18 protein-coding genes, 1 pseudogene and 1 CRISPR repeat array are annotated in these 18,286 nt (G+C 73.7%); of the genes and pseudogenes, 14 read left to right on the forward strand and 5 right to left on the reverse strand.

Features of this window, described 5'->3' with window-relative positions:
- Window positions 1-359 precede the first annotated feature (359 nt).
- From LZF96_RS10025 to LZF96_RS10060, 8 genes and pseudogenes are all read left to right on the forward strand, one after another.
- The gene (locus tag LZF96_RS10025; RefSeq protein WP_233869025.1) at window positions 360-1,124 is read left to right on the forward strand and encodes an RNA polymerase sigma factor; all 765 of its coding nucleotides are present in this window, start codon (window positions 360-362) and stop codon (window positions 1,122-1,124) included.
- 290 nt (window positions 1,125-1,414) lie between these two features.
- A complete protein-coding gene (locus LZF96_RS10030) occupies window positions 1,415-2,260 on the forward strand; it encodes a DUF4397 domain-containing protein (protein WP_233869124.1) in 846 nt (281 codons plus the stop codon).
- A gap of 402 nt (window positions 2,261-2,662) precedes the next feature.
- The gene (locus LZF96_RS10035; protein ID WP_233869028.1) at window positions 2,663-3,382 is read left to right on the forward strand and encodes a class F sortase; all 720 of its coding nucleotides are present in this window, start codon (window positions 2,663-2,665) and stop codon (window positions 3,380-3,382) included.
- A gap of 181 nt (window positions 3,383-3,563) precedes the next feature.
- Window positions 3,564-4,847 carry an anti-sigma factor gene (locus LZF96_RS10040; RefSeq protein ID WP_233869031.1) on the forward strand — a complete coding sequence of 428 codons (1,284 nt, stop codon included), beginning with the start codon at window positions 3,564-3,566 and terminating at the stop codon, window positions 4,845-4,847.
- Window positions 4,848-5,527: 680 nt separating this feature from the next.
- Window positions 5,528-5,848: a 4a-hydroxytetrahydrobiopterin dehydratase gene (locus LZF96_RS10045; RefSeq protein WP_233869034.1), complete on the forward strand. Its 321-nt coding sequence runs from the start codon at window positions 5,528-5,530 to the stop codon at window positions 5,846-5,848.
- A 269-nt stretch (window positions 5,849-6,117) separates the two neighbouring features.
- Window positions 6,118-7,623 carry a precorrin-6y C5,15-methyltransferase (decarboxylating) subunit CbiE gene (cbiE, locus tag LZF96_RS10050; protein WP_233869038.1) on the forward strand — a complete coding sequence of 502 codons (1,506 nt, stop codon included), beginning with the start codon at window positions 6,118-6,120 and terminating at the stop codon, window positions 7,621-7,623.
- A pseudogene (gene cobM, locus LZF96_RS10055) lies at window positions 7,620-8,366 on the forward strand (precorrin-4 C(11)-methyltransferase); the annotation flags it as partial. The gene cbiE and the pseudogene cobM, both read left to right, overlap by 4 nt.
- Before the next feature lie 233 nt (window positions 8,367-8,599).
- On the forward strand, window positions 8,600-9,385 hold the full coding sequence (locus tag LZF96_RS10060) for a cobalt-precorrin-6A reductase (protein ID WP_233869040.1): 786 nt from the start codon (window positions 8,600-8,602) through the stop codon (window positions 9,383-9,385).
- 57 nt (window positions 9,386-9,442) lie between these two features.
- Here the strand turns inward: LZF96_RS10060 and LZF96_RS10065 are convergent, their stop codons facing one another.
- Complete coding sequence (locus LZF96_RS10065; RefSeq protein WP_233869042.1) at window positions 9,443-10,720, reverse strand: cobalt-precorrin-5B (C(1))-methyltransferase; 1,278 nt, start codon at window positions 10,718-10,720, stop codon at window positions 9,443-9,445.
- A 526-nt stretch (window positions 10,721-11,246) separates the two neighbouring features.
- On the opposite strand from LZF96_RS10065, the gene LZF96_RS10070 reads away from it, so the two are divergent.
- The 4 genes from LZF96_RS10070 (at window position 11,247) to LZF96_RS10080 (ending at window position 13,451) form a co-directional block, all read left to right on the forward strand.
- Complete coding sequence (locus tag LZF96_RS10070; protein WP_233869044.1) at window positions 11,247-11,519, forward strand: hypothetical protein; 273 nt, start codon at window positions 11,247-11,249, stop codon at window positions 11,517-11,519.
- Between the two features lie 423 nt (window positions 11,520-11,942).
- The gene (locus tag LZF96_RS10075; protein ID WP_233869046.1) at window positions 11,943-12,200 is read left to right on the forward strand and encodes a hypothetical protein; all 258 of its coding nucleotides are present in this window, start codon (window positions 11,943-11,945) and stop codon (window positions 12,198-12,200) included.
- 55 nt (window positions 12,201-12,255) lie between these two features.
- Window positions 12,256-12,387, forward strand: coding sequence for a hypothetical protein (locus LZF96_RS26515; protein WP_267940687.1), 132 nt, complete (start codon window positions 12,256-12,258; stop codon window positions 12,385-12,387).
- A gap of 293 nt (window positions 12,388-12,680) precedes the next feature.
- Window positions 12,681-13,451 carry a BTAD domain-containing putative transcriptional regulator gene (locus LZF96_RS10080; protein ID WP_233869048.1) on the forward strand — a complete coding sequence of 257 codons (771 nt, stop codon included), beginning with the start codon at window positions 12,681-12,683 and terminating at the stop codon, window positions 13,449-13,451.
- A 318-nt stretch (window positions 13,452-13,769) separates the two neighbouring features.
- Here the strand turns inward: LZF96_RS10080 and LZF96_RS10085 are convergent, their stop codons facing one another.
- The 3 genes from LZF96_RS10085 to LZF96_RS10095 form a co-directional block, all read right to left on the reverse strand.
- The gene (locus tag LZF96_RS10085; RefSeq protein ID WP_233869050.1) at window positions 13,770-14,111 is read right to left on the reverse strand and encodes a hypothetical protein; all 342 of its coding nucleotides are present in this window, start codon (window positions 14,109-14,111) and stop codon (window positions 13,770-13,772) included.
- 104 nt (window positions 14,112-14,215) lie between these two features.
- Window positions 14,216-14,503 (reverse strand): hypothetical protein, encoded by a 288-nt coding sequence (locus tag LZF96_RS10090; protein ID WP_233869053.1) that lies wholly within the window; start codon window positions 14,501-14,503, stop codon window positions 14,216-14,218.
- Window positions 14,500-14,703 (reverse strand): hypothetical protein, encoded by a 204-nt coding sequence (locus LZF96_RS10095; protein WP_233869056.1) that lies wholly within the window; start codon window positions 14,701-14,703, stop codon window positions 14,500-14,502. Before LZF96_RS10095 ends, LZF96_RS10090 begins: the two co-directional genes overlap by 4 nt.
- A 252-nt stretch (window positions 14,704-14,955) precedes the next feature.
- Between LZF96_RS10095 and LZF96_RS10100 the strand changes: the two genes are divergently transcribed.
- Together LZF96_RS10100 and LZF96_RS10105 are read left to right on the forward strand one after the other, a co-directional pair.
- Window positions 14,956-15,819, forward strand: coding sequence for a helix-turn-helix transcriptional regulator (locus LZF96_RS10100; protein WP_233869059.1), 864 nt, complete (start codon window positions 14,956-14,958; stop codon window positions 15,817-15,819).
- Window positions 15,816-16,025: a DUF397 domain-containing protein gene (locus LZF96_RS10105; RefSeq protein ID WP_233869062.1), complete on the forward strand. Its 210-nt coding sequence runs from the start codon at window positions 15,816-15,818 to the stop codon at window positions 16,023-16,025. The genes LZF96_RS10100 and LZF96_RS10105 overlap by 4 nt, the downstream gene beginning before the upstream one ends.
- Before the next feature lie 311 nt (window positions 16,026-16,336).
- Here LZF96_RS10105 and LZF96_RS10110 read toward each other — a convergent pair whose 3' ends face one another.
- On the reverse strand, window positions 16,337-16,693 hold the full coding sequence (locus tag LZF96_RS10110; RefSeq protein ID WP_233869065.1) for a YebY family protein: 357 nt from the start codon (window positions 16,691-16,693) through the stop codon (window positions 16,337-16,339).
- Between the two features lie 247 nt (window positions 16,694-16,940).
- A CRISPR array of direct repeats spans window positions 16,941-18,250; the repeat unit is 28 nt; unit sequence GGACCATCCCCGCGTGCGCGGGGAGCAG.
- Window positions 18,251-18,286 lie beyond the last annotated feature (36 nt).

Below are 18,286 nucleotides of genomic sequence, written 5' to 3' on the forward strand. Positions count from 1 at the left end.
CTCGGGCATACGCCCACTCTACGACCCCTTTCGGAGATACGACGCAGAAACGACGCAAGTTGTGCGTTGCGTCGCTTCATCCCACGATGAGATGGCCGCGGCGTGACGAAGCGCCCGGTGTCGGTGTCCAACTCGTGCGGACCTGCACGAGCCGGGACATCCGTCCCGGCCAACCGACCGGCCCCCGGCCCGGCGGGAGGAGCGACCACGTGGCCACAGCAACACATGAGTTCGAGCGCGTTCGTGAAGCGCGTACCGGGGCGGTGTCCCGCCCCATCCGGTCCGATCGGGCCGGACGCCTTCCCGGTGTCGGGTCCCGGGGAACCGGCCCGCGCGGCCCCGCCTCCGATACCGGGGGCGTGACCGGGACCGGGGCCCCGACCCCGTCCGCCGATGCGCAGGACATTCCGGTCGCGCCCGACATCGCCCGCGCACCCGTCCCCGTGCCGGGTCCCGCGTCCGTGCCCACCGCGCCGCCCCCCGGGGGTGTCGTCGCGGGGAACGGTCCGGAACGGGAGAACGAGTCGTCGGATCCCGCCGCGGAGGTCGGTCGGGAGATCGCCGAACGCCTGGTCGTCGGCGACTCCGATGCCATGGCCGACGCCTACCGCCTGTGGGGCGGCCTGGTGTACTCCCTGGCCGTTCGCGCGGTGGGCGACCAACGGGAGGCCGAGGACATCACCCAGCAGGTCTTCATGTCGGCCTGGCGCGGACGGGCGACCTACCGCCCCGATCGCGGTCCGCTCCCCGGCTGGCTCGTCGGCATCACCCGGCGTCGCATCGCCGACTCCCTGGCCGCCCGCACCCGGCGCAACGAACTGACGGCCGTGGCCGGCACCCGGCGCATCGCGGCCGTCGGCACCGTGGAGGACGGTGCCGACGACGTGGTGCGGCGCGTCCTGATCACCCGCGAGCTGGACCTCCTCCCCCCGCGTCAGCGCGAGGTACTGCGCCTGAACTTCTACGAGGACCTGACCCACAGTCACATCGCCGAACGCACCGGCCTGCCCCTGGGGACGGTCAAGAGCCACGCCCGACGTGGCCTTCTGCGACTGCGCCGCCGCCTGGAGGAGGCCGGGTACACCGGATATCCGGCGGCGGGGGACCCCGACCGGGACGACTGACCGCGCTCCCGGTGGTGGACCGGTTGGCGGACGCGCGGGCCCGGGCGGCACGTCGTTCCCCGATCTCCCTGCCGCGCCCCGTCCGGGAGGGGCCCCATCCGCGGGCCGCGCCGGTCCGGTGGCGGGGTGCCGTCGTCGGCGACCCCGGCGACCCCGGGGCTCCGAAGTCCCGGAAGGCCACGGGGGGTCAGGGGAATTCTCCGCGTCGGCTGCATCCGTCGGGGCCCGGAGTCCGGAAGTACGGGATGAATCTCCACATCACAGTGGAGAACACCGTGAAGGGGAAAACGATGAACTACTCGCGCAGTGCTTCCTTCCTGGTCGCCGCCGCCGGTTCGTGCGCCCTCACCCTGGGGCTGGCCATACCGGCGAGTGCCGACGAGCACGGCGACGACACCGCCACCGTGTCCGTGTTGCACGGCGTTCCCGGCCTGACCGTGGATGTCTACGCCAACGGTGAGGTCCTTCTTCCGGACTTCGCGCCCGGCACCCTCACCGACCCGCTGGAGCTGCCCGCCGGCAGCTATGACCTGGCGGTCTACGAGGCCGGTGCCGACCCGGACGCCGCCGCCCCGGCGATCGAGCAGACCGTCGAGGTGCCCGGCGGCGCCAACGCGACCGTCGCGGCCCACCTCTCCGCCGAGGGCGACCCGCAGCTGACCGCCTTCGTCAACGACACCTCCGAGATCGCCGCCGGTGAGACCCGGCTGACCGTCCGCCATGTGGCCGCCGCCCCCGCCGTCGATGTCCGCGCCGCCGGCGACCCGGTCTTCGAGGGACTGGAGAACCCGAACGAGGCGTCCGCCGACCTGCCGGCCGGCACGGTGGAGGCCGATGTGGTCCTCGCCGGCACCGATGACGTGGTCCTCGGCCCGGTCGACCTCGAGCTCGCCGAGGGCGCCTCCACCGTCGTGTACGCCTGGGGCAGCGCGGAGGACGGCACCCTCGACCTCGCCGTCCAGAGCATCGACGAACTGCACTCCGCGCCCGGTGGTGTGGACGCCGGCGGTAGCGGCACCATGGCCCCGGTGAACTCCACCACCGAGGTCGCCCTGTGGGGGGTGGGGACCACCGCGGCCCTGGCCGGTGTCGCCGGCCTGGCGCTGGTCCGCCGCCGCTCCGTCGAGCAGGGCTGATCGGAGGTGCCCGGGGCCCGAGCCGTCCGGCGCGCGGTCCCCGGCACCGCCCCTCGTCCCGTCCCGCGCCCCGGGCGGACCGGAAGGGGACGCCCGGCCCCGCGTCACCCCTCGGGGTCGGGCGACTCCCTCCCACCGGCCGGAAGGGTGGGGAGAACGGCCTTCTCCCCCCTCCGAGCCCTCCGAGCCCTCCCGGGTGGCCGGGAGGGCGGCTCGGAGCACGGTTCGGGAAGGGCCCCGTTGGCCGTCCCCGAACCCCGGTGAGGTCCCACGGCCCCGCGGAAAGCCATCGGGGCCCTCCCGGGGATCACCGAAGGCCCCCGGCCGGACCCGACCGAGTCCGATGAACCCCGACCGATCCGCGGGATCCACGAAATCCATGAAGAACGAGGATGGAGAACGATGACGGGCACCGAGCCCCGCGATCACCGATCCGCGATGCCCGTGTTGCTCGGCGGGTTGGTGGCGGTCACCGCCCTGGCCATCCTCGTCGTCCTCCTCCTTCCGGCACGTGGCGCCCCGGGCGACTTCGGCAGTCGGGCCGAGGTCACCCGGGGGGCCACCCCGGAGGAGCACACCGAACCGGGCGGCGGCGCGGCTGGGGATTCCGCGTCGCCGCCCACCTCCGTCGGCTCGGGGGGATCGACCGGGGCCGTGTCCCCCGCCCCGGTGGGGATCGATCCCATCGGGATCTCCCTCCCCCGCACGGGCCGGGACGCCCCGCTGGAGCCGGTCGGCGTCAACGAGGACGGCACCATGGAGATACCGGAGGACGTCTCCCGCGTCGGCTGGTACCGCTTCGGGCCGGCGCCCGGGGCGGAGAAGGGGTCCGCCGTGCTCGCCGGTCACGTGGACGCAGCCGGCGGGGAGCGGGGTGCCATGGCAGCCCTGTACGACGTGCGCGCCGGGGACATCGTCACCATCCGGCGCGAGGGGGCGGAGCCCCTGCGGTACGAGGTCACGGCCCGGGAGCTGATCGAGAAGCGGGACCTGCCCGACGAGCTGTTCCGCCGTGACGGCCCGCCGGTGCTCACCCTCATCACGTGCGGCGGCCCGTACGACCCGGAGCGCGGCGGGTACGCGAGCAATCTGGTGGTGACGGCCGTGCCGATCGACCCCTGACCCCCACCGGGCAGTGCCCGGTACGCCGCCGGCGTCCCCGCCTCAGCCACCCGGAAGTCACGACTTTCTACGATGAAGACATTCCCATGCCACGCGAACAGGTCGGCGCGTGGCACCCTCCGGTCCGCGCCCACCCGGTCGTGGACCGGCATCCGCGTACCCCCGGGGGAGGTGGACAGCAGTGGACCGCGACGATCCGGTCGATGACCGCGGGCGCCCCGAGACCGACGGCGGCCGACCCCGCGCGCTCGGCGAGCAGCGCCGTCCCGATACCGACTCCGACCTCCCCGGCGCGGCCGGGTCCCCCTCCGTTTCCGGAATCTTTGGAACGGCGGGGGACGACCCGGGTGTCGGGGAGCACCTTCCGGAAGGCGTGCTGGCGGCCCTCGCCCTCGACGGGGTCGCGGCCCCCACGACGCCGGCGGCCCGGGGACACCTGGAGAGCTGCGTGCGCTGCCGGGCGGAACTGACCGACCTGCGGGAGATCGTCTCGGCCGCCCGGGGCGCCGGTGCGGCGGACGCCTCCACCGTCGCACCGCCTCCGCGTGTGTGGGACGCCATCGCCGACGAATTGGACGCCGACACCCGCGCCCCCGGCCCCCGTGACGGGACGATCGACCCGCTGGCCCCCGCCTCCCCGTCCCGACCCCCCGCCCCGCGCGGCGCGGACGGGGCGGGTGAACCGGGGGGTCTCCCGGGTGGGGACGCCGACGAGCCCTCCCGTGGCGGATTCCCGTTCCCCCCGCACGGCGAGCCCGTTTCCGGCGATGCCGTCGGCTCCCGGCGGGTCGGAAGCGCCCGGAACGGCGCCGGAAACGGGCAGGCCGACGCGGACCGCTCATCGGATCGAGCCGGCGCGGAAGCCCCACCCCGGGCCGTGCCCGGCACTCCGGGAGCCGACGGCGGCCCGGGGGCCGACACCGGCGCCGTCCCCGCCGCGCGTTCCGGGCCGTCCGATGGGACCATCCCGCCGCCGTCGCCCGCCCCGCTGCCCGGCCCCCGTCGGCGTCCGCTGCTGTTCGCCGTGGCGGCCTCCCTGGTGGTGGGCGTCCTCCTCGGCAGTGCCGGCACCTGGTGGCAGATGAGCCGGGACGGTGATCCGGCGGGGACGCCCTCGGTCGAGTACGCCGCGGAGTACGTGCGGATCGATCCCCCGGAGGGGGTCGACCTGCCGGCGGTGGGCCGGATCCGACTGGACGGGGCCGAGGAGGCGGGCCACGTTCTGGTGATCAGCGTGCGCGGACTTCCGGAGACCACCGGCTACTTCGAGGTCTGGCTGATGGACGAGAGCGCGGGTGGACTCATCCCCATCGGTGTCCTGGACGGGGACGGTACCGCCGCGCTGCCGCTGCCGCACGGCGTGGACCTGGGGGAGTACGCGGTGGTGGACGTCTCGGAGGAGCCGTTCAACGGCAGCCCGGAACACTCCGGCAGGAGCGTCGTCCGGGGCCCCCTGCGCACCTGAGGCGCCGGTTCGGGGGGCCGTACCCGCCCGGATCCGGCCCGATCCGCGCCCTGCGCCACGCCGCGTGGCGTTACCTCTCCGCGCTGCCCGACGCCGCGCCGCTGTTGCCCGATCCCGGTGCCGTCGAGGACCCGTGGGCGCTCCCCGGCGGTCACGCCTCACGACGCGGCCGGGACCCCGACGACCGTCACCGCCCCGTTCCGCGGCTGCTTCGTGGCCGGCCACCACCGGGTGATGCCGCCCGGGGGCACCGGCGTGCACCGGCGCGCACCGGCGCGCCGCCGGGGCCGGACGACCACCGGGCGCCCCGTTCCGGTGGTGCCCGCCTCCACCGCACGACCGACCACCGCGGCCCGTGCCCCACCGTCCCGGTGATCGGAACGGCGAGCCCGCCTGTTCACCACCGGGTGCCGGGCCCGCGTCCACCCGCACCGGGCCCCGCCGCGCCACGGGGCCGGCCCGGTCCGCCCCGGTGACCTCGAGGAGGACGCCCGCCCCGGGCCGGGAGCGCGGCGACACGCCGCCGTGACGCCGAGCTCCTGTCCCGGCCCCGTGGCGCGGCATGGTGGGATCGGACGATCGGCGTGCTCGCACCGTCCGGCCCCACCGCCCGGGTTCGCCGGAGCCGCCGGGCCGGTCCCCCCTCCCCCCGCGAGCCGCCCCGAGCACCGAGGAGCACGATGTCCGCCACCCCCCTGACCGACGCCGAGATCTCGCAGGCCCTCGCCCCACTCGCCGGCTGGCGGGCCGACGGCAGCACGCTGCGCGCGACGTACACCATCGGCCGCAACGACCTGCCCGGCTTCTACGCCTCTCTGGCGGCGGCCGAGGACGCCGCCGACCACCACGCCCGGGTCGCCATGCTGTACACGACGGTCGACCTCGAGCTGAACACCCACGACGCGGGCGGCGCCATCACCCACCGGGACACCGACCTGGCGGGGCGGATCGTCGAGCTGGCGGAGGAGCACGGCGCCACCCCGGCGGGCGACAAGGGCTGAGCCGCCGGCCCCGGCCCCGGCCCCGGGGGTGCGGTGGCGGGGGTACGGGGTACCGGAGCGCCCGGCCCGGGGCCGGGCGCCGCGGCCCCCCGCCCCGGCCGGGCACCCGGCGCCGGGGCGGCCCGGGACCGGCGAGTAGAGTGCCGTTCCGGTCGCCCGCCGCCCCGTACCGGGGTCGGGCGCCGACCCGGGTCCCTCCCGGGCCGGGCCGATCCGGAGCGTTCCGGGCGCCCGGGACCGCCTTCCGGAGCCGACCCGAGGACCCCGCCGTGCCCGCCGCACCACCCCCGCGCCACCCCGTGACGGTGGTCGGCGTCGGCGCCGACGGCTGGGCGGGCCTCACCGACCCGGCCCGCGCCGCCCTGCGCGCCGCCGACGTGCTCATCGGCGGCCCCCGTCAACTCGACCTCCTGCCGCCCGCCGACGCCCCCGACGGCTGCCCCGGCGAACGCGTCCCGTGGCCCTCCCCGCTGCGCCCGGCCGTTCCCGCTCTGCTCGCCGCCCACCGCGATCGGCGGATCGCCGTGCCGGCCAGCGGCGATCCGATGCACTTCGGCATCGGCCGCGCGCTGGTCGAGGAGCTCGGCCCGGAGGGCGTGCGGGTCCTGCCGCACCCCTCCTCGATCTCCCTGGCCTGTGCCCGCCTCGGGTGGCCGGTGGAGGACACCGAAGTGGTCACCCTGGTCGGCCGCCCCCTCTCCTCACTGACCGCCGCCCTGCATCCCGGCCGCCGGGCGCTGGTGCTCTCGGCCGGCGCCGACACCCCCGCCCGGGTCGCCGCGCTGCTGCGCGAACGCGGCTTCGGCCCCACCCGGATGCGGGTCCTCGAACAGTTGGGCGGCCCCGGGGAGCGCCCGGTCGGCGGCCCCGACGGTACCCCCGCCGTCGGGTGGGACGAGCCGCCCGGCGACCCGCTCAACGTCGTCGCCCTGGAGTGCCGGCGCGAACCGGCCGCCCCCGGCCCCCGCCTCGGCCTGGTCCCCGGCCTGCCCGACGACGCCTATGAGCACGACGGCCAGCTCACCAAGCGGTACGTGCGCGCCGTCACCCTCGCCGCGCTCGCCCCCGCCCCCGGCGAACTGCTGTGGGATGTCGGCGGGGGCGCCGGGTCCGTGGCCGTCGAATGGCTGCGCGCCCACCCCGCCTGCCGGGCCGTCACCGTCGAACGCGACCCGGAACGGGCCGCCCGCATCGCCCGCAACGCCGAGAACCTGGGCGTGCCCCGGTTGCGGGTGGTCACCGGTACCGCCCCCGCCGCCCTGTCCGAACTGCCGACCCCCGACGCGATCTTCGTCGGTGGCGGCCTCACCGCGCCCGGCCTGCTGGACACCTGCTGGGAGGCGCTGCCGCCCGGCGGCCGGCTGGTCGTCAACACCGTCACCCTGGAGTCGGAGGCGCTGCTCGCCGAGCGCCTGCGCCGGCACGGCGGTGAGCTGATCCGGCTCCAGCTGGGTCGGGCCCGCCCGGTGGGCGGGTTCACGGGCTGGCGGCAGGCCATGCCGGTCACCCAGTGGTCGGTGACGCGCCCCGCCGCCCCGCGCCCCGCCGCCCCGCGCCCCGCCGCCCCGCGCCCCGCCGGGCCGCGCCCCGCCGGAGCCGGCCCGACGGCTTCCGAGCCCGTCGCCCCGGGACCCACCGGGACCTCTGCCCCCGACGCCTCGTCCGCCGCGCCACCCGCGCCGTCCGTGGCCCCGGGCACCTCCCGACCCGGCACCCCGCCCGCCCCGCCGGCTTCCGACGGCGGCCCCGACACCCCCGGAGGACCGCGCCCGTGACCGTCCACTTCATCGGCGCGGGCCCCGGCGCCGCCGACCTCATCACCCTGCGCGGCGCCCGGCTGCTGGCCTCCTGCGGCGTGTGCCTGTACGCGGGAAGCCTGGTGCCGCGCGAACTCCTCGCCGAGTGCCCGCCCGACGCGCGCCTCGTGGACACCGCCCGCCTGACCCTGGACGAGATCGTCGCCGAGATGGTCGCCGCCCACGAGGCGGGCCACGACGTGGCCCGCCTGCACTCCGGCGACCCGTCGATCTTCAGCGCCGTGGCGGAGCAGATGCGCCGCTTGGACGCGGCCGGCGTGCCCTACGCGATCGTGCCCGGCGTGCCGGCCTTCGCCGCTGCGGCGGCGGCTCTGGGACGTGAGCTGACCGTGCCGACGGTCGGCCAGACCGTCGTCCTCACCCGGGTCGCGCAGCGCGCCACGCCCATGCCGGAGGGGGAGGATCTGGCGACCCTGGGTCGCTCCGGCGCGCTTCTCGTCCTGCACCTCGCCGCCCGGCACGCCGATCGGGTGGTCGACGAACTCCTGCCGCACTACGGGGCCGCCTGCCCGGCGGCGGTGGTCGCGATGGCCAGCCGGGCCGACGAGGTGGTGTTGCGCGGCCCGCTGTCCGGGATCGCCGACGGGTTGCGGGAGGCCGGCATCACCCGCACCGCCGTGATCATGGTCGGGCGGGTGCTGGGCGCCGAGCAGTTCCCCGACAGTTACCTGTACTCCGCCGAGCGGATGCGCACCCCCTGCGGCACGACCGACACCGGGCCCGGTGCGCGCGACGACTCCGGCACGCCCCCGGCCCCCGGTGCTTCCGGCACGTCCGGTGACCGGCCGGGCCCCGGTGCCGCCGGCACGTCGGGGGAACCCGATGGCCGCCCGTCCTCCGGCGACCGCCCGTCCTCCGGTGATCGCCCGGTCCCCGGCGACCGCCCGAGCCCCGGCGGCTCCGGCACCCCGGATGTCGCCGACCGGTCGGGGCGATGACCCGGCCCGGGCGGCCCGGGCGACACGTCCTGGTCCTCGGCGGCACCACCGAGGGCCGTCGCCTCGCCGGCGAGCTGCTGGCCGCCCACCCGACCGGACTGCGGGTCACCACCTCGCTGGCGGGCCGGGTCGCCGCTCCCCGACTCCCGGAGGCGGGCGAGGTCCGGATCGGCGGCTTCGGCGGCCCCGCCGGACTGGCCGACTGGCTGCGCGAACACGCCGTGGATCTGCTGATCGACGCCACCCACCCCTTCGCCGTCCGGGTCGGTGCCAACGCGGCCCTGGCCGCCGGGGAGACGGGGGTGCCGCTGCTGGCGTTGCGCCGCCCCGGCTGGACGCCCGTCCCCGGGGACCGGTGGCATCCCGTGGACTCCCTGGCGGAGGCCGCCGGCCTGCTGCCGACGCTCGGTTCGCGGATCCTGCTGACCACCGGCCGGCTGGGCCTGGCGGCCTTCGCGCACCTGGCCGAACCGTGGTTCCTGGTGCGGTCGGTGGACCCGCCGACGGGCCCGTGTCCGCCGCGCATGGGGGTGCTCACCGCGCGCGGGCCGTTCGACCTCGACGGGGAACGCGCGCTGCTGCGCGAGTACCGGATCGACGTGCTGGTCACCAAGGACAGCGGGGGAACGGCCACGGCCCCCAAGCTCACCGCCGCCCGGGAGGTCGGGGTGCCGGTGGTGATCGTGCGCCGCCCGGAGCCCCCGGCCGGGGTGCCGACCGTCACCGATCCGGCGGAGGCCGTCGCCCGGGTCGGCGCCCTGCTGTTCGACACTCCCCGCTGACGCCCGGGGCCCCGACCCTCTCGGACCGTGGTTTCGTCCGCCGGGGCCGTCCCCGGTTCACGTCGGGGCGGGGCCGCGCACCGGGCTGCGACCGACCACCGTGCCCGCCCGGTCGACGCACACCACGTCCACCGCGACCGGGGCACCGCGCAGTACGGCCAGCGCCTGATCCCGCGCCTCGACCGCCACCAGATCACCCAGCGGCACGCCGGCCGCGCGGCAGCGCTGGAGGGCGTCCAGGCCGGTGTTCGCGCCGGCCACCGCCGCGACCAGGTCGTCCCCGGCGCCGCCGCGCCGGGCCAGTTCGGCGAGGAACCCCTTGTCCACGGCGGACCGCGCCGAGTGCAGGTCCAGGTGCCCCACGGCGAGTTTCGACAGCTTGGCGAAGCCGCCGCAGATCGTGAGCCGGGGCGCGGGGTGCCGGCGCACGTACTTCAGCACGGCCCCGGCGAAGTCCCCCATGTCGAGGAGGGCGTCCTCCGGCACCCCGTACTCGGCCAGCACGGTTCGCTCGGAGGTGGAGCCGGTGCAGGCGGCCAGGTGGGTGCGGCCGGCGGCCAGGGCGACGTCCACGCCGCGCCGGATGCTGTCGATCCACGCGGAGCAGGAGTAGGGCACGACGACGCCGGTGGTGCCGAGGATGGACAGGCCGCCGAGGATGCCCAGGCGCGGGTTCCACGTGGAACGGGCGATCTCCTCGCCGTGGTCCACGGAGATCGTCACCTCCACGTCGGGTTCCCGGTCGGGGGCACCGTCGTCGTGCACCACGGCGACCTCCGTCAGGTGCTCGCGCATCAGGCGGCGGGGGACGGGGTTGATCGCGGGTTCGCCGACCTCCAGCGGCAGGCCGGGGCGGGTCACCGTGCCGACGCCGGGTCCGGCGACGAACCGCACGCCGGAACCCGGGGGCAGCCGGCGGACGGTGGAGCGGACGAGCGCGCCGTGGGTGACGTCGGGGTCGTCGCCGGCGTCCTTGACTACCCCGACGGTGGCGGTCGAGCCGTCGGGGGCGAGGTCCTCCACGGCGAGGGCGAAGGCCGGTGTCCGCCCCTTGGGCAGGGTGATCCGCACGGGGTCGGGGAACCCGCCGGTCAGCAGCGCGGTGTAGGCGGCGGTGGAGGCGGCCGTGGCACAGGCCCCGGTGGTCCACCCGGACCGCAGGCCGGTCCGGGCCAGTTGCGCGCCGCGACCTCCGGCGGGGGTCGCGTCGGTCACGGCGCCGACCTCGCCGCCCACGCCGGGCCCGGCGAGGTCGCCGTCCCGGTCTCCGTGCCGCCCACCGCCATCACCCTCCGAACCGGATGCCTCCCCTTCCGGGGTCCTCGCGGCTCCCATCCTCCCCTCACCTCCCGATGAGGACTCGTCCGCCCCACCATCGACGCTCTCCGGTCACCCGGAGGGAGGGGCCCCGGGCGACGTTACCGTTCCGTCATCCATCGGAAGGGTGTTCATGGGGTGATCGGTTCATATCCGAATCATTCATGGAATAATGCCCTGATTCCATCTTGCGTGATATCAGCAGAATGCATGAAAGATCACGAATGAGTCGAATCCGAACGTGGTCACCGGATCACCATGAGGGTGAAGCTCTCGTAAAGGATCGAATTTTCCATTCGGGCTGCTTTCGTGGCAAATTTCGCGCGCCCCCGGTTGGCTGCTCGGAGGTTCGGGGGTGGCTGAGTGGACGGAATCAATCATTGATCGTTTTCCGTTGATCTTCGAAAATCGTGACCCGTGGGTGGATCGGGTGCTCGATCAAGCTTCCCGACCCGTCTCGGGAACGTGCCGCTCCACACCTTTCCACCCCGGGGATAGTCCGGGAAGGTTCTCGGAAATCCCGTGCCGGGGAGATCCGTGGGACGTGACCCCGATTCTCCCGCCCTGCCCCTTCCGCTTCGACGCCCCGGAGTGCGCACGGGCCCTGACCGCCGAGTCGGGACAAGACTTCGTCCTCCTGCCCTCGTACCGGCGGAACCTCCCGAACCGGGGCTACTCACTCCTCCTCGCCGACCGGCACGTTCCGGATCTCGGCGGCCTCCCCGACCACGACCTCCCCACCGCCTGGTGGGCCCTGGGGGACGCGACGAAGACGGTCCGCCGGACGGGATTCCCGGGCACGTCCTGTTCCGGGTGATCCGCCGGTGGATCGGTGATGCCTTCGCGGAGGAGACGCCGTGCCGCAGACCGCCGCCCGGCTCGTCGGGTTGGCCCGGCGTCTGCGGTCCGGACGGGCTCCCGGGTGAGCCCGGGGAGGAGTCAACACCTCCACTTTCCGGATGACGGGCGGGGTCGGCATCTCTTGAGCCGGTCGAAACCGTAGCGGGGTCGTAACCGGTTGGGGAGTTCCCGGACTTCCATGCCGACCGGGCGGGTGAGGGGATGTTCTGGTCCCGGGTGATCAACCGCGACCACCCCGACCGGGCCGCTCAACTCTCCTGTGAGCCGCGCCTGTTCCGGGTGGACTTCGGCGACCCGCCACCCCCCGGCCCCGGCGTGGTGGACACCGCCACCCTGGCCGCCCTGGCCCGGGAGTACACCCGGGTCCCCGGAAACCGAGGTGATCCTCAACCCCGAGAACAATCAGGTGGTCAACCTCCCCTCCCGGGTGTGGCTGGACGAGAACACCTTCGAACCGGTGACCGTGCGCGCCGAACTGCCGGACTACGGCATCTGGGCCGAGACCGTCGCCACCCCCCCACACCCTGCGCCTGACACCGGGCACCCCCGACGCGGTGCTCCACCCCGCCTCCGGCCGATGCGAGGCCCGGGGCGGGCGGATCGGGGAGCCCTGGACCCCGGGCAGAACCGGCCATGAACCACCCTGCGGCATCACCTACCCGCGCTCCACCACCACCGGCACACCCCACACCATGGAGGCCACCCTCGTATGGGGCGTCACCTGGACCGACTCCCTCGGCGGCGGGCACACACTCCCCGACGGGGAGTTCGACTCCTCCGTCGATGTGACCGTCGACGAGATTCAGGCGATCGTCGTTCCATAGGACGATCGCGTATTCATATTTATGGTGGGGTGGTTCGTCCCGGAAGCTGTTGATTCGCCCGATCCGTGGAAAGTCCTGGCCCGGGGCGTCGGTCATACCGGTGAACTCGGGGTGACGGGCGCGTGCCCGACGCATTCAGAACGTGGAGGACGGGTATGGATCATCCACTTCGCGTTCCGGGACCGCCCGTTCGTCGGCGTCCCGGTCACCGGGGCGCGGATCGGCAGCGGTGTGCGACGAAGGGAGCCACGGTGCTGTTTCGGGTACTGGGACGGGTTGGCGTCGGAACGGGCATGGCCGAGCACGAGGTGCACGAGGTGCGGGGGCCCGTGGCGCGCGGTCTGTTGACCCTGTTGGTGCTGGAGGAAGGGCGCCCGGTGACCCCGGCCCGCCTGGTCTCCTCATTGTGGGACGACCCGCCGGAGGCGGCGCGTCGCAACACCGCCTCGCATGTGACGGAGTTGAGGCGACAGTTGGCCACGTGTCTGCCGGAGGCGGCCGAACGCCTGCGGACCGTCTCCGGACCGGAGGGGACCTCCTACCGACTGGACGTCGAACCGGACGAGCTCGACGCCACGTTGCTCCGCGACCTGGTCGTGCGCGGCACGACCGCTCTGCGGGCGGGGAACGCCGGGCAGGCCGTCGAGCCGCTCGAGCGGGCGGTGGCCCTGTGGGGCGGACCGCTCGGCTGGGAGTGCGCGGTCTCCACCGAACTGCGCCGCCGGTTCGACGCCTTCGATGACCTCTACGCGACCGCGCGCGAGCGGCTGGTGGAGGCGCGGCTCGCGCTGGGTGGGAACACGGAGTTGGTGCCCGAGATCCACGCCATTCTCGCCCGCGACCCCCTGCGGGAGTCGGCCTGGGGCCTGTTGGTCCGGGCCCTGCGCGGGAGGGGTGAGGCGGCCGGGACGTTCGCCGCGCACACCCGTCCCATCCCCGGACCCACCGCTCCCGGTGACGCGGCCGGCGGCCGTGCCGCGCACGGCGGGGGCGTGTTCATCCCCAGGGCCCGCCTTTCGCCGGAGGGCCCGACACACCGCATCCCCCAGCCGCGAAAGCACTGAACCGACCGGGCCCCGGCCCCGGCCCCCGGCAACCGGCCGCGATGGTCCGCCGAGTTCGCGTCGGTGACACGGGCGGGGCCGGGGAGCCGGCCCGGGAGGAAGCCGTCCCCCCGGTACCGGGGGGACGGATGAGGCCGAGTTCCGGGCATCATCGATGGAGGCGTAGTGCGGACGCTCCGGGTACACGGTGGTCTTCCCGGTGGAACAGGCGGCCAGACCCACCACCACGGCCGCCCCCGGCGAACAGCCGGGCCACTGATCGCTTCATGACACCTCCTGTTGCGTCTCTTGCTTTCGTGAGGTTTCGGGTGGCTCGGTTCACGGGGGCGCTCCCGTGTGGTGCGATCCCGCCCTCATACGCCCGATGACGCTCCGGATCACGAGGGGACGGCAGGAGAGGGAGACGTGCAGGTACGCCGGCCCGTAGCCGATGACATGGTCGGGCATACCGGCGGCGACGCCGATGTACCGGCCGGACTCCAGCGCCTCGCGCTGGGCCCGCTGCCGGGGGATGTCGTCCAACCAGTCGCGGAACACGTACCCGATGTGGGCGGACCCGGCATCGGCCGCGTGCAGACCGCTCATGGGGAAGGGGCCGATGTCGGGCCGCGGATCGAGCGCGCGGGCGACCCTGTTCGCCTGGCGTCGAAGCCATCTCATCGCGTCGGACGGGGTGTCCGCCCGATGGGACCCGAGCACCCATTCCGCCCCGGTGTCCGGGCTCCGAACGACGCTCTCGCACCGGTACCCGTCCACGCGGAGGGTCATCGCCAGGCCCCGGGAACGATTCGGAGCGGGGTGATCTCGACGCAGCGGTAGGTGTAGTGGTCATGGTGGGTGCCGCGATGAACCGCGGCCCACTCGGCCGCACGACGCTTCGCCTCGCCGTTCGCCTTCTCCTGCGCGGCCTCGGTGGACTCCTTGACCGCTTCGACCACGGGGCCGCACGCCTCGCACACCGCGCACCGGATCCCGTACCGGATCGGTTCGGCGTCCGGTTCGACGTCGGTCACCAGGGCGAAGCGCCGGAAGCCGTACGTCCCGCCGCTCATCGACCCTCCAGCAACCGGAAGTGAGCCGCGACCCGTTCCCCCAGCTCCTCCGCCCGCTCCCGGAGTTCGTCCAGCGTCGGGAGGGCGGGTGGTGGGGGGACCTCGTCGGGTGTGGTGCCGTCGGGCGTCGTGCTTCCGGCGGACGATGAATCCCCGGTGGTCCGGGGGGCCTCGACGGGTGGGGGGTCGTCGGTCGTCACGGCTTCGCCCCCGCCTCCGGGAGATGTGTGACGGAGCCGAGCCCCGCCGCTTCCCTCCGGGTGTCGACCACCCCGGACACGCGGCAGGTTGAGGCCATCGACCGCCACCGACGCACCGGTACTCGGGAGGTGGGAGAACGTCCGCCGATCAGCGAACACATTTTCGCCGGGCACATCTGTTCCTCTCCGTAGTGAATCCACTACCAAGCGGGTTCAGAGTGACCTAAAGTCAGGAACCGTTCAACCTGTTGAATGGGGACGGAAGGTCGGTGGAGCGCCTTGAACCGTAAGGAGTTGGACCCGGACAGCTCGCCCCAGGCGGCGTTCGGTGCTCGTTTGCGCAGGTCGCGAGAGAGCCATGGGTGGACGCAGGATGACTTGGCGACTCGAATGAAGTATTCAAGTACGCATATTTCGTCCGTTGAAACCGGTCGGAAGCTGCCAACCTTGCGTTTTTCGCGCAGTGCTGACCTGGCTTTGGGCATCACGGAGACAACGGACACATTCGAACGTGAGTGGCGTGAGATGCGCTTCGGCAGTCTGCTGGAAGGATTCCCACAGTTCGTTGACCATGAGGCCCACGCAGCGGAAATCCGGTTGTACGAAGTAGGCGTCATCCCCGGTCTGCTCCAGACCCCGGAGTACGCGGCGCTGCTGGCGGAGGGTGCCGTCAAGCGGGGTGCGATCACCACGGAGCAGGCGCGAGAGCGGGTGGCCGTTGTGGCGGAGCGGCAGGCCGCGCTCGTTCGGACACCTCCGCCGTTGGTGCTCGCTGTCCTGGACGAGAGCTGTATCCGCCGTCCTGTCGGTGAACCTGCCGTGATGAAGGCACAATTCACGCGATTGGTCGAGTTCGCCGCTCTGCCGAACACGGTGCTCCACATCGCCCCGTTCGACATGGGGGTCATCCGGCCATTCGACTTGCCGATCTACGTACTCACGATGCCTGACCGCTCGCTGATGTCATACGCGGAGTCCGCACACCGGGGCCACCTGGAACGGGACAGCACCTTCGTGCTGCCCATGCTGACGGCCTACCATCAACTACAGGCCGAAGCCCTCTCACAGGCGGCATCTGTGGCCATGATCGAGCAGCTACGAAAGGGCATCCCGTGACGACCGAATCCCCCTGCTGGTACACCTCTTCGTACAGCAACAACGGTGGCGCCTGCCTGGAGATCGCGGCGAACCTCGCCGGCTCGTTCGGCGTGGTTCCCGTCCGTGACTCCAAGAACCCGACCGGCCCGGTACTGACCCTCCCCACCGCCGCGTTCACCTCGTTCGTGGCGGGCCTCAAGGGCGGAGAGGCGGAGAACGTCTGACCGCCCGACCGCGCTCCACGCACCCGGCCCGAGAGAACCACCCCATCGTGCGATGAGCGCGATGGGGTTTTCTCCTGCTCGGGGACGCCCGCGCGGCAACCTCGGGTTCGCCACCGGTGCGGAAGGCTCCCGGGGTAACCACTCCACCCTTGATGCCCGGACAGCCCTCTCATCTGCGAGCGGAGAGCGGTGTCTTCGCATGGCGGATGTTGGTGACGCCCGTCCCGGTCGGGCGAGAGACGGGTTCGGCGACCTCGTGATGTCGAACCCACTTCTTCCCCTGTCACCCGAGAGCCCTGCGCGGAGACGGGTCAACAGTGCTCCTTGGCGTACTGCTCCACCGCGCTCGTGGGGATCTTGCCCTGCCCGCCCCCGGGGGCGTCGGCCCATATGAGGTGCATGCGGGCCCAACCCATTTCCTCGGCCAGGATGGTGGCGGGGCCGTTGAGGACGTAGATCGTTCCGCCGGCCTCCAAAAGGATGGCCGTGCCAACCGAAACCTCTTCACAACTGAGGTAGCCCGCGTCGACGGTGAAGGGCCACTGGCCGTCGGGAAAGTCCATGGAGGAGATCGGCAGGGGTTCGTTCTCGGGCTCCTCATCCTCGGTGCAGGAGGTGAGGGTGAGAGCGAGAAGTAGTGCGACGAGGGCGGTGGTTGTTGTGCGCATGGCGGGGATGATCCCGGGACCGTCTTCCCTTTGAGATGCCTGTCGCCAAGTTGTGACCCGGAGGAAAAGGGCAGGTAAGAAGGCCCCGGGACCATCCCCGCGTGCACGGGGAGCAGGGGCCCCCAGGGAACGTCGCCCATGCCTTCCGGGACCATCCCCGCGTGCGCGGGGAGCAGGAGCGCCCCGGTCACTCCGGTGCTGACCCTGGAGGACCATCCCCGCGTGCGCGGGGAGCAGGACGGATTTCGGAACGGATTCCGCGTCCGCGGGGAGCAGTACTGCGAGCCGCGCGCGGACCGTGTGGTGATGGGACCATCCCCGCGTGCGCGGGGAGCAGCAGGGGTGGTGGCGGTGATGGCCGGGCGGGCAGGGACCATCCCCGCGTGCGCGGGGAGCAGCCTGTCCGCACGCTGAGATTCCTCGGAGGTGAAGGACCATCCCCGCGTGCGCGGGGAGCAGTCCAGGTCGTCGCGAAGATTCGTCGCGTGATCGGGACCATCCCCGCGTGCGCGGGGAGCAGACGACGGCGGGGGCGGGAAGGGCACGGTGAAGAGGACCATCCCCGCGTGCGCGGGGAGCAGTCCACACCGTGAACAATTCCGAGACCGTAGTGGGGACCATCCCCGCGTGCGCGGGGAGCAGGACACGGACGACATCGCGGACGGGTATGCCCCGGGACCATCCCCGCGTGCGCGGGGAGCAGGATCTTCCCGTGTTGAACGTCCCCCCGGCGGGAGGACCATCCCCGCGTGCGCGGGGAGCAGGGGTGGGATGCGGAGTGGTGCACTGTACGTGCGGGACCATCCCCGCGTGCGCGGGGAGCAGACCGGCGGCATCAAGGTCGACGTCCGCGGAAAAGGACCATCCCCGCGTGCGCGGGGAGCAGGTGCAGCAACTCCCCCGCAAGGCGGCGAGTACGGGACCATCCCCGCGTGCGCGGGGAGCAGGCGAACCCCGCCGGGAGGGGAGATCCCATCGTGGGACCATCCCCGCGTGCGCGGGGAGCAGTGACGCTGCACATCGACGGGGATGCCCGCGACCGGACCATCCCCGCGTGCGCGGGGAGCAGGTCGCCGTCACCGTCGTCGTCTCCGCCGCCCGGGGACCATCCCCGCGTGCGCGGGGAGCAGGTGACGGTGAGGGTGCGGTAGGCCCACACGGTGGGACCATCCCCGCGTGCGCGGGGAGCAGGTGACGGTGAGGGTGCGGTAGGCCCACACGGTGGGACCATCCCCGCGTGCGCGGGGAGCAGGCCACCACCACGACGTCGGCAGCAGACGCCGAGGGACCATCCCCGCGTGCGCGGGGAGCAGATCCACGAGCATCCATGCAGGTCAGCAGGCATGGGACCATCCCCGCGTGCGCGGGGAGCAGCAGGGACACGACGTACCGGACCCCCTCGCGGGGGGACCATCCCCGCGTGCGCGGGGAGCAGCGGACTGCGTGGCCCGCTGGGGAGGAGTGACGGGGACCATCCCCGCGTGCGCGGGGAGCAGTCGGGGAGGCTCACGAAGCGGACGGTTCGTCCGGGACCATCCCCGCGTGCGCGGGGAGCAGAGTAACTGACCTGGGAGTTTACCGGCCGGGGTGGGT

Origin of the sequence: Streptomyces sp. ST2-7A, assembly GCF_021390475.1 — a bacterium.
GTDB lineage: Bacteria > Actinomycetota > Actinomycetes > Streptomycetales > Streptomycetaceae > Streptomyces.

Coding starts and splice junctions, on each gene's coding strand:
- LZF96_RS10030 (WP_233869124.1), top strand. CDS start 1,415: ATGAACTACTCGCGCAGTGCTTCCTTCCTGGTCGCCGCCGCCGGTTCG.
- LZF96_RS10035 (WP_233869028.1), top strand. CDS start 2,663: ATGACGGGCACCGAGCCCCGCGATCACCGATCCGCGATGCCCGTGTTG.
- LZF96_RS10045 (WP_233869034.1), top strand. CDS start 5,528: ATGTCCGCCACCCCCCTGACCGACGCCGAGATCTCGCAGGCCCTCGCC.
- LZF96_RS10060 (WP_233869040.1), top strand. CDS start 8,600: ATGACCCGGCCCGGGCGGCCCGGGCGACACGTCCTGGTCCTCGGCGGC.
- LZF96_RS10065 (WP_233869042.1), bottom strand. CDS start 10,720: ATGGGAGCCGCGAGGACCCCGGAAGGGGAGGCATCCGGTTCGGAGGGT.
- LZF96_RS26515 (WP_267940687.1), top strand. CDS start 12,256: ATGGAGGCCACCCTCGTATGGGGCGTCACCTGGACCGACTCCCTCGGC.
- LZF96_RS10080 (WP_233869048.1), top strand. CDS start 12,681: ATGGCCGAGCACGAGGTGCACGAGGTGCGGGGGCCCGTGGCGCGCGGT.
- LZF96_RS10085 (WP_233869050.1), bottom strand. CDS start 14,111: ATGAGATGGCTTCGACGCCAGGCGAACAGGGTCGCCCGCGCGCTCGAT.
- LZF96_RS10090 (WP_233869053.1), bottom strand. CDS start 14,503: ATGAGCGGCGGGACGTACGGCTTCCGGCGCTTCGCCCTGGTGACCGAC.
- LZF96_RS10100 (WP_233869059.1), top strand. CDS start 14,956: ATGGGGACGGAAGGTCGGTGGAGCGCCTTGAACCGTAAGGAGTTGGAC.
- LZF96_RS10110 (WP_233869065.1), bottom strand. CDS start 16,693: ATGCGCACAACAACCACCGCCCTCGTCGCACTACTTCTCGCTCTCACC.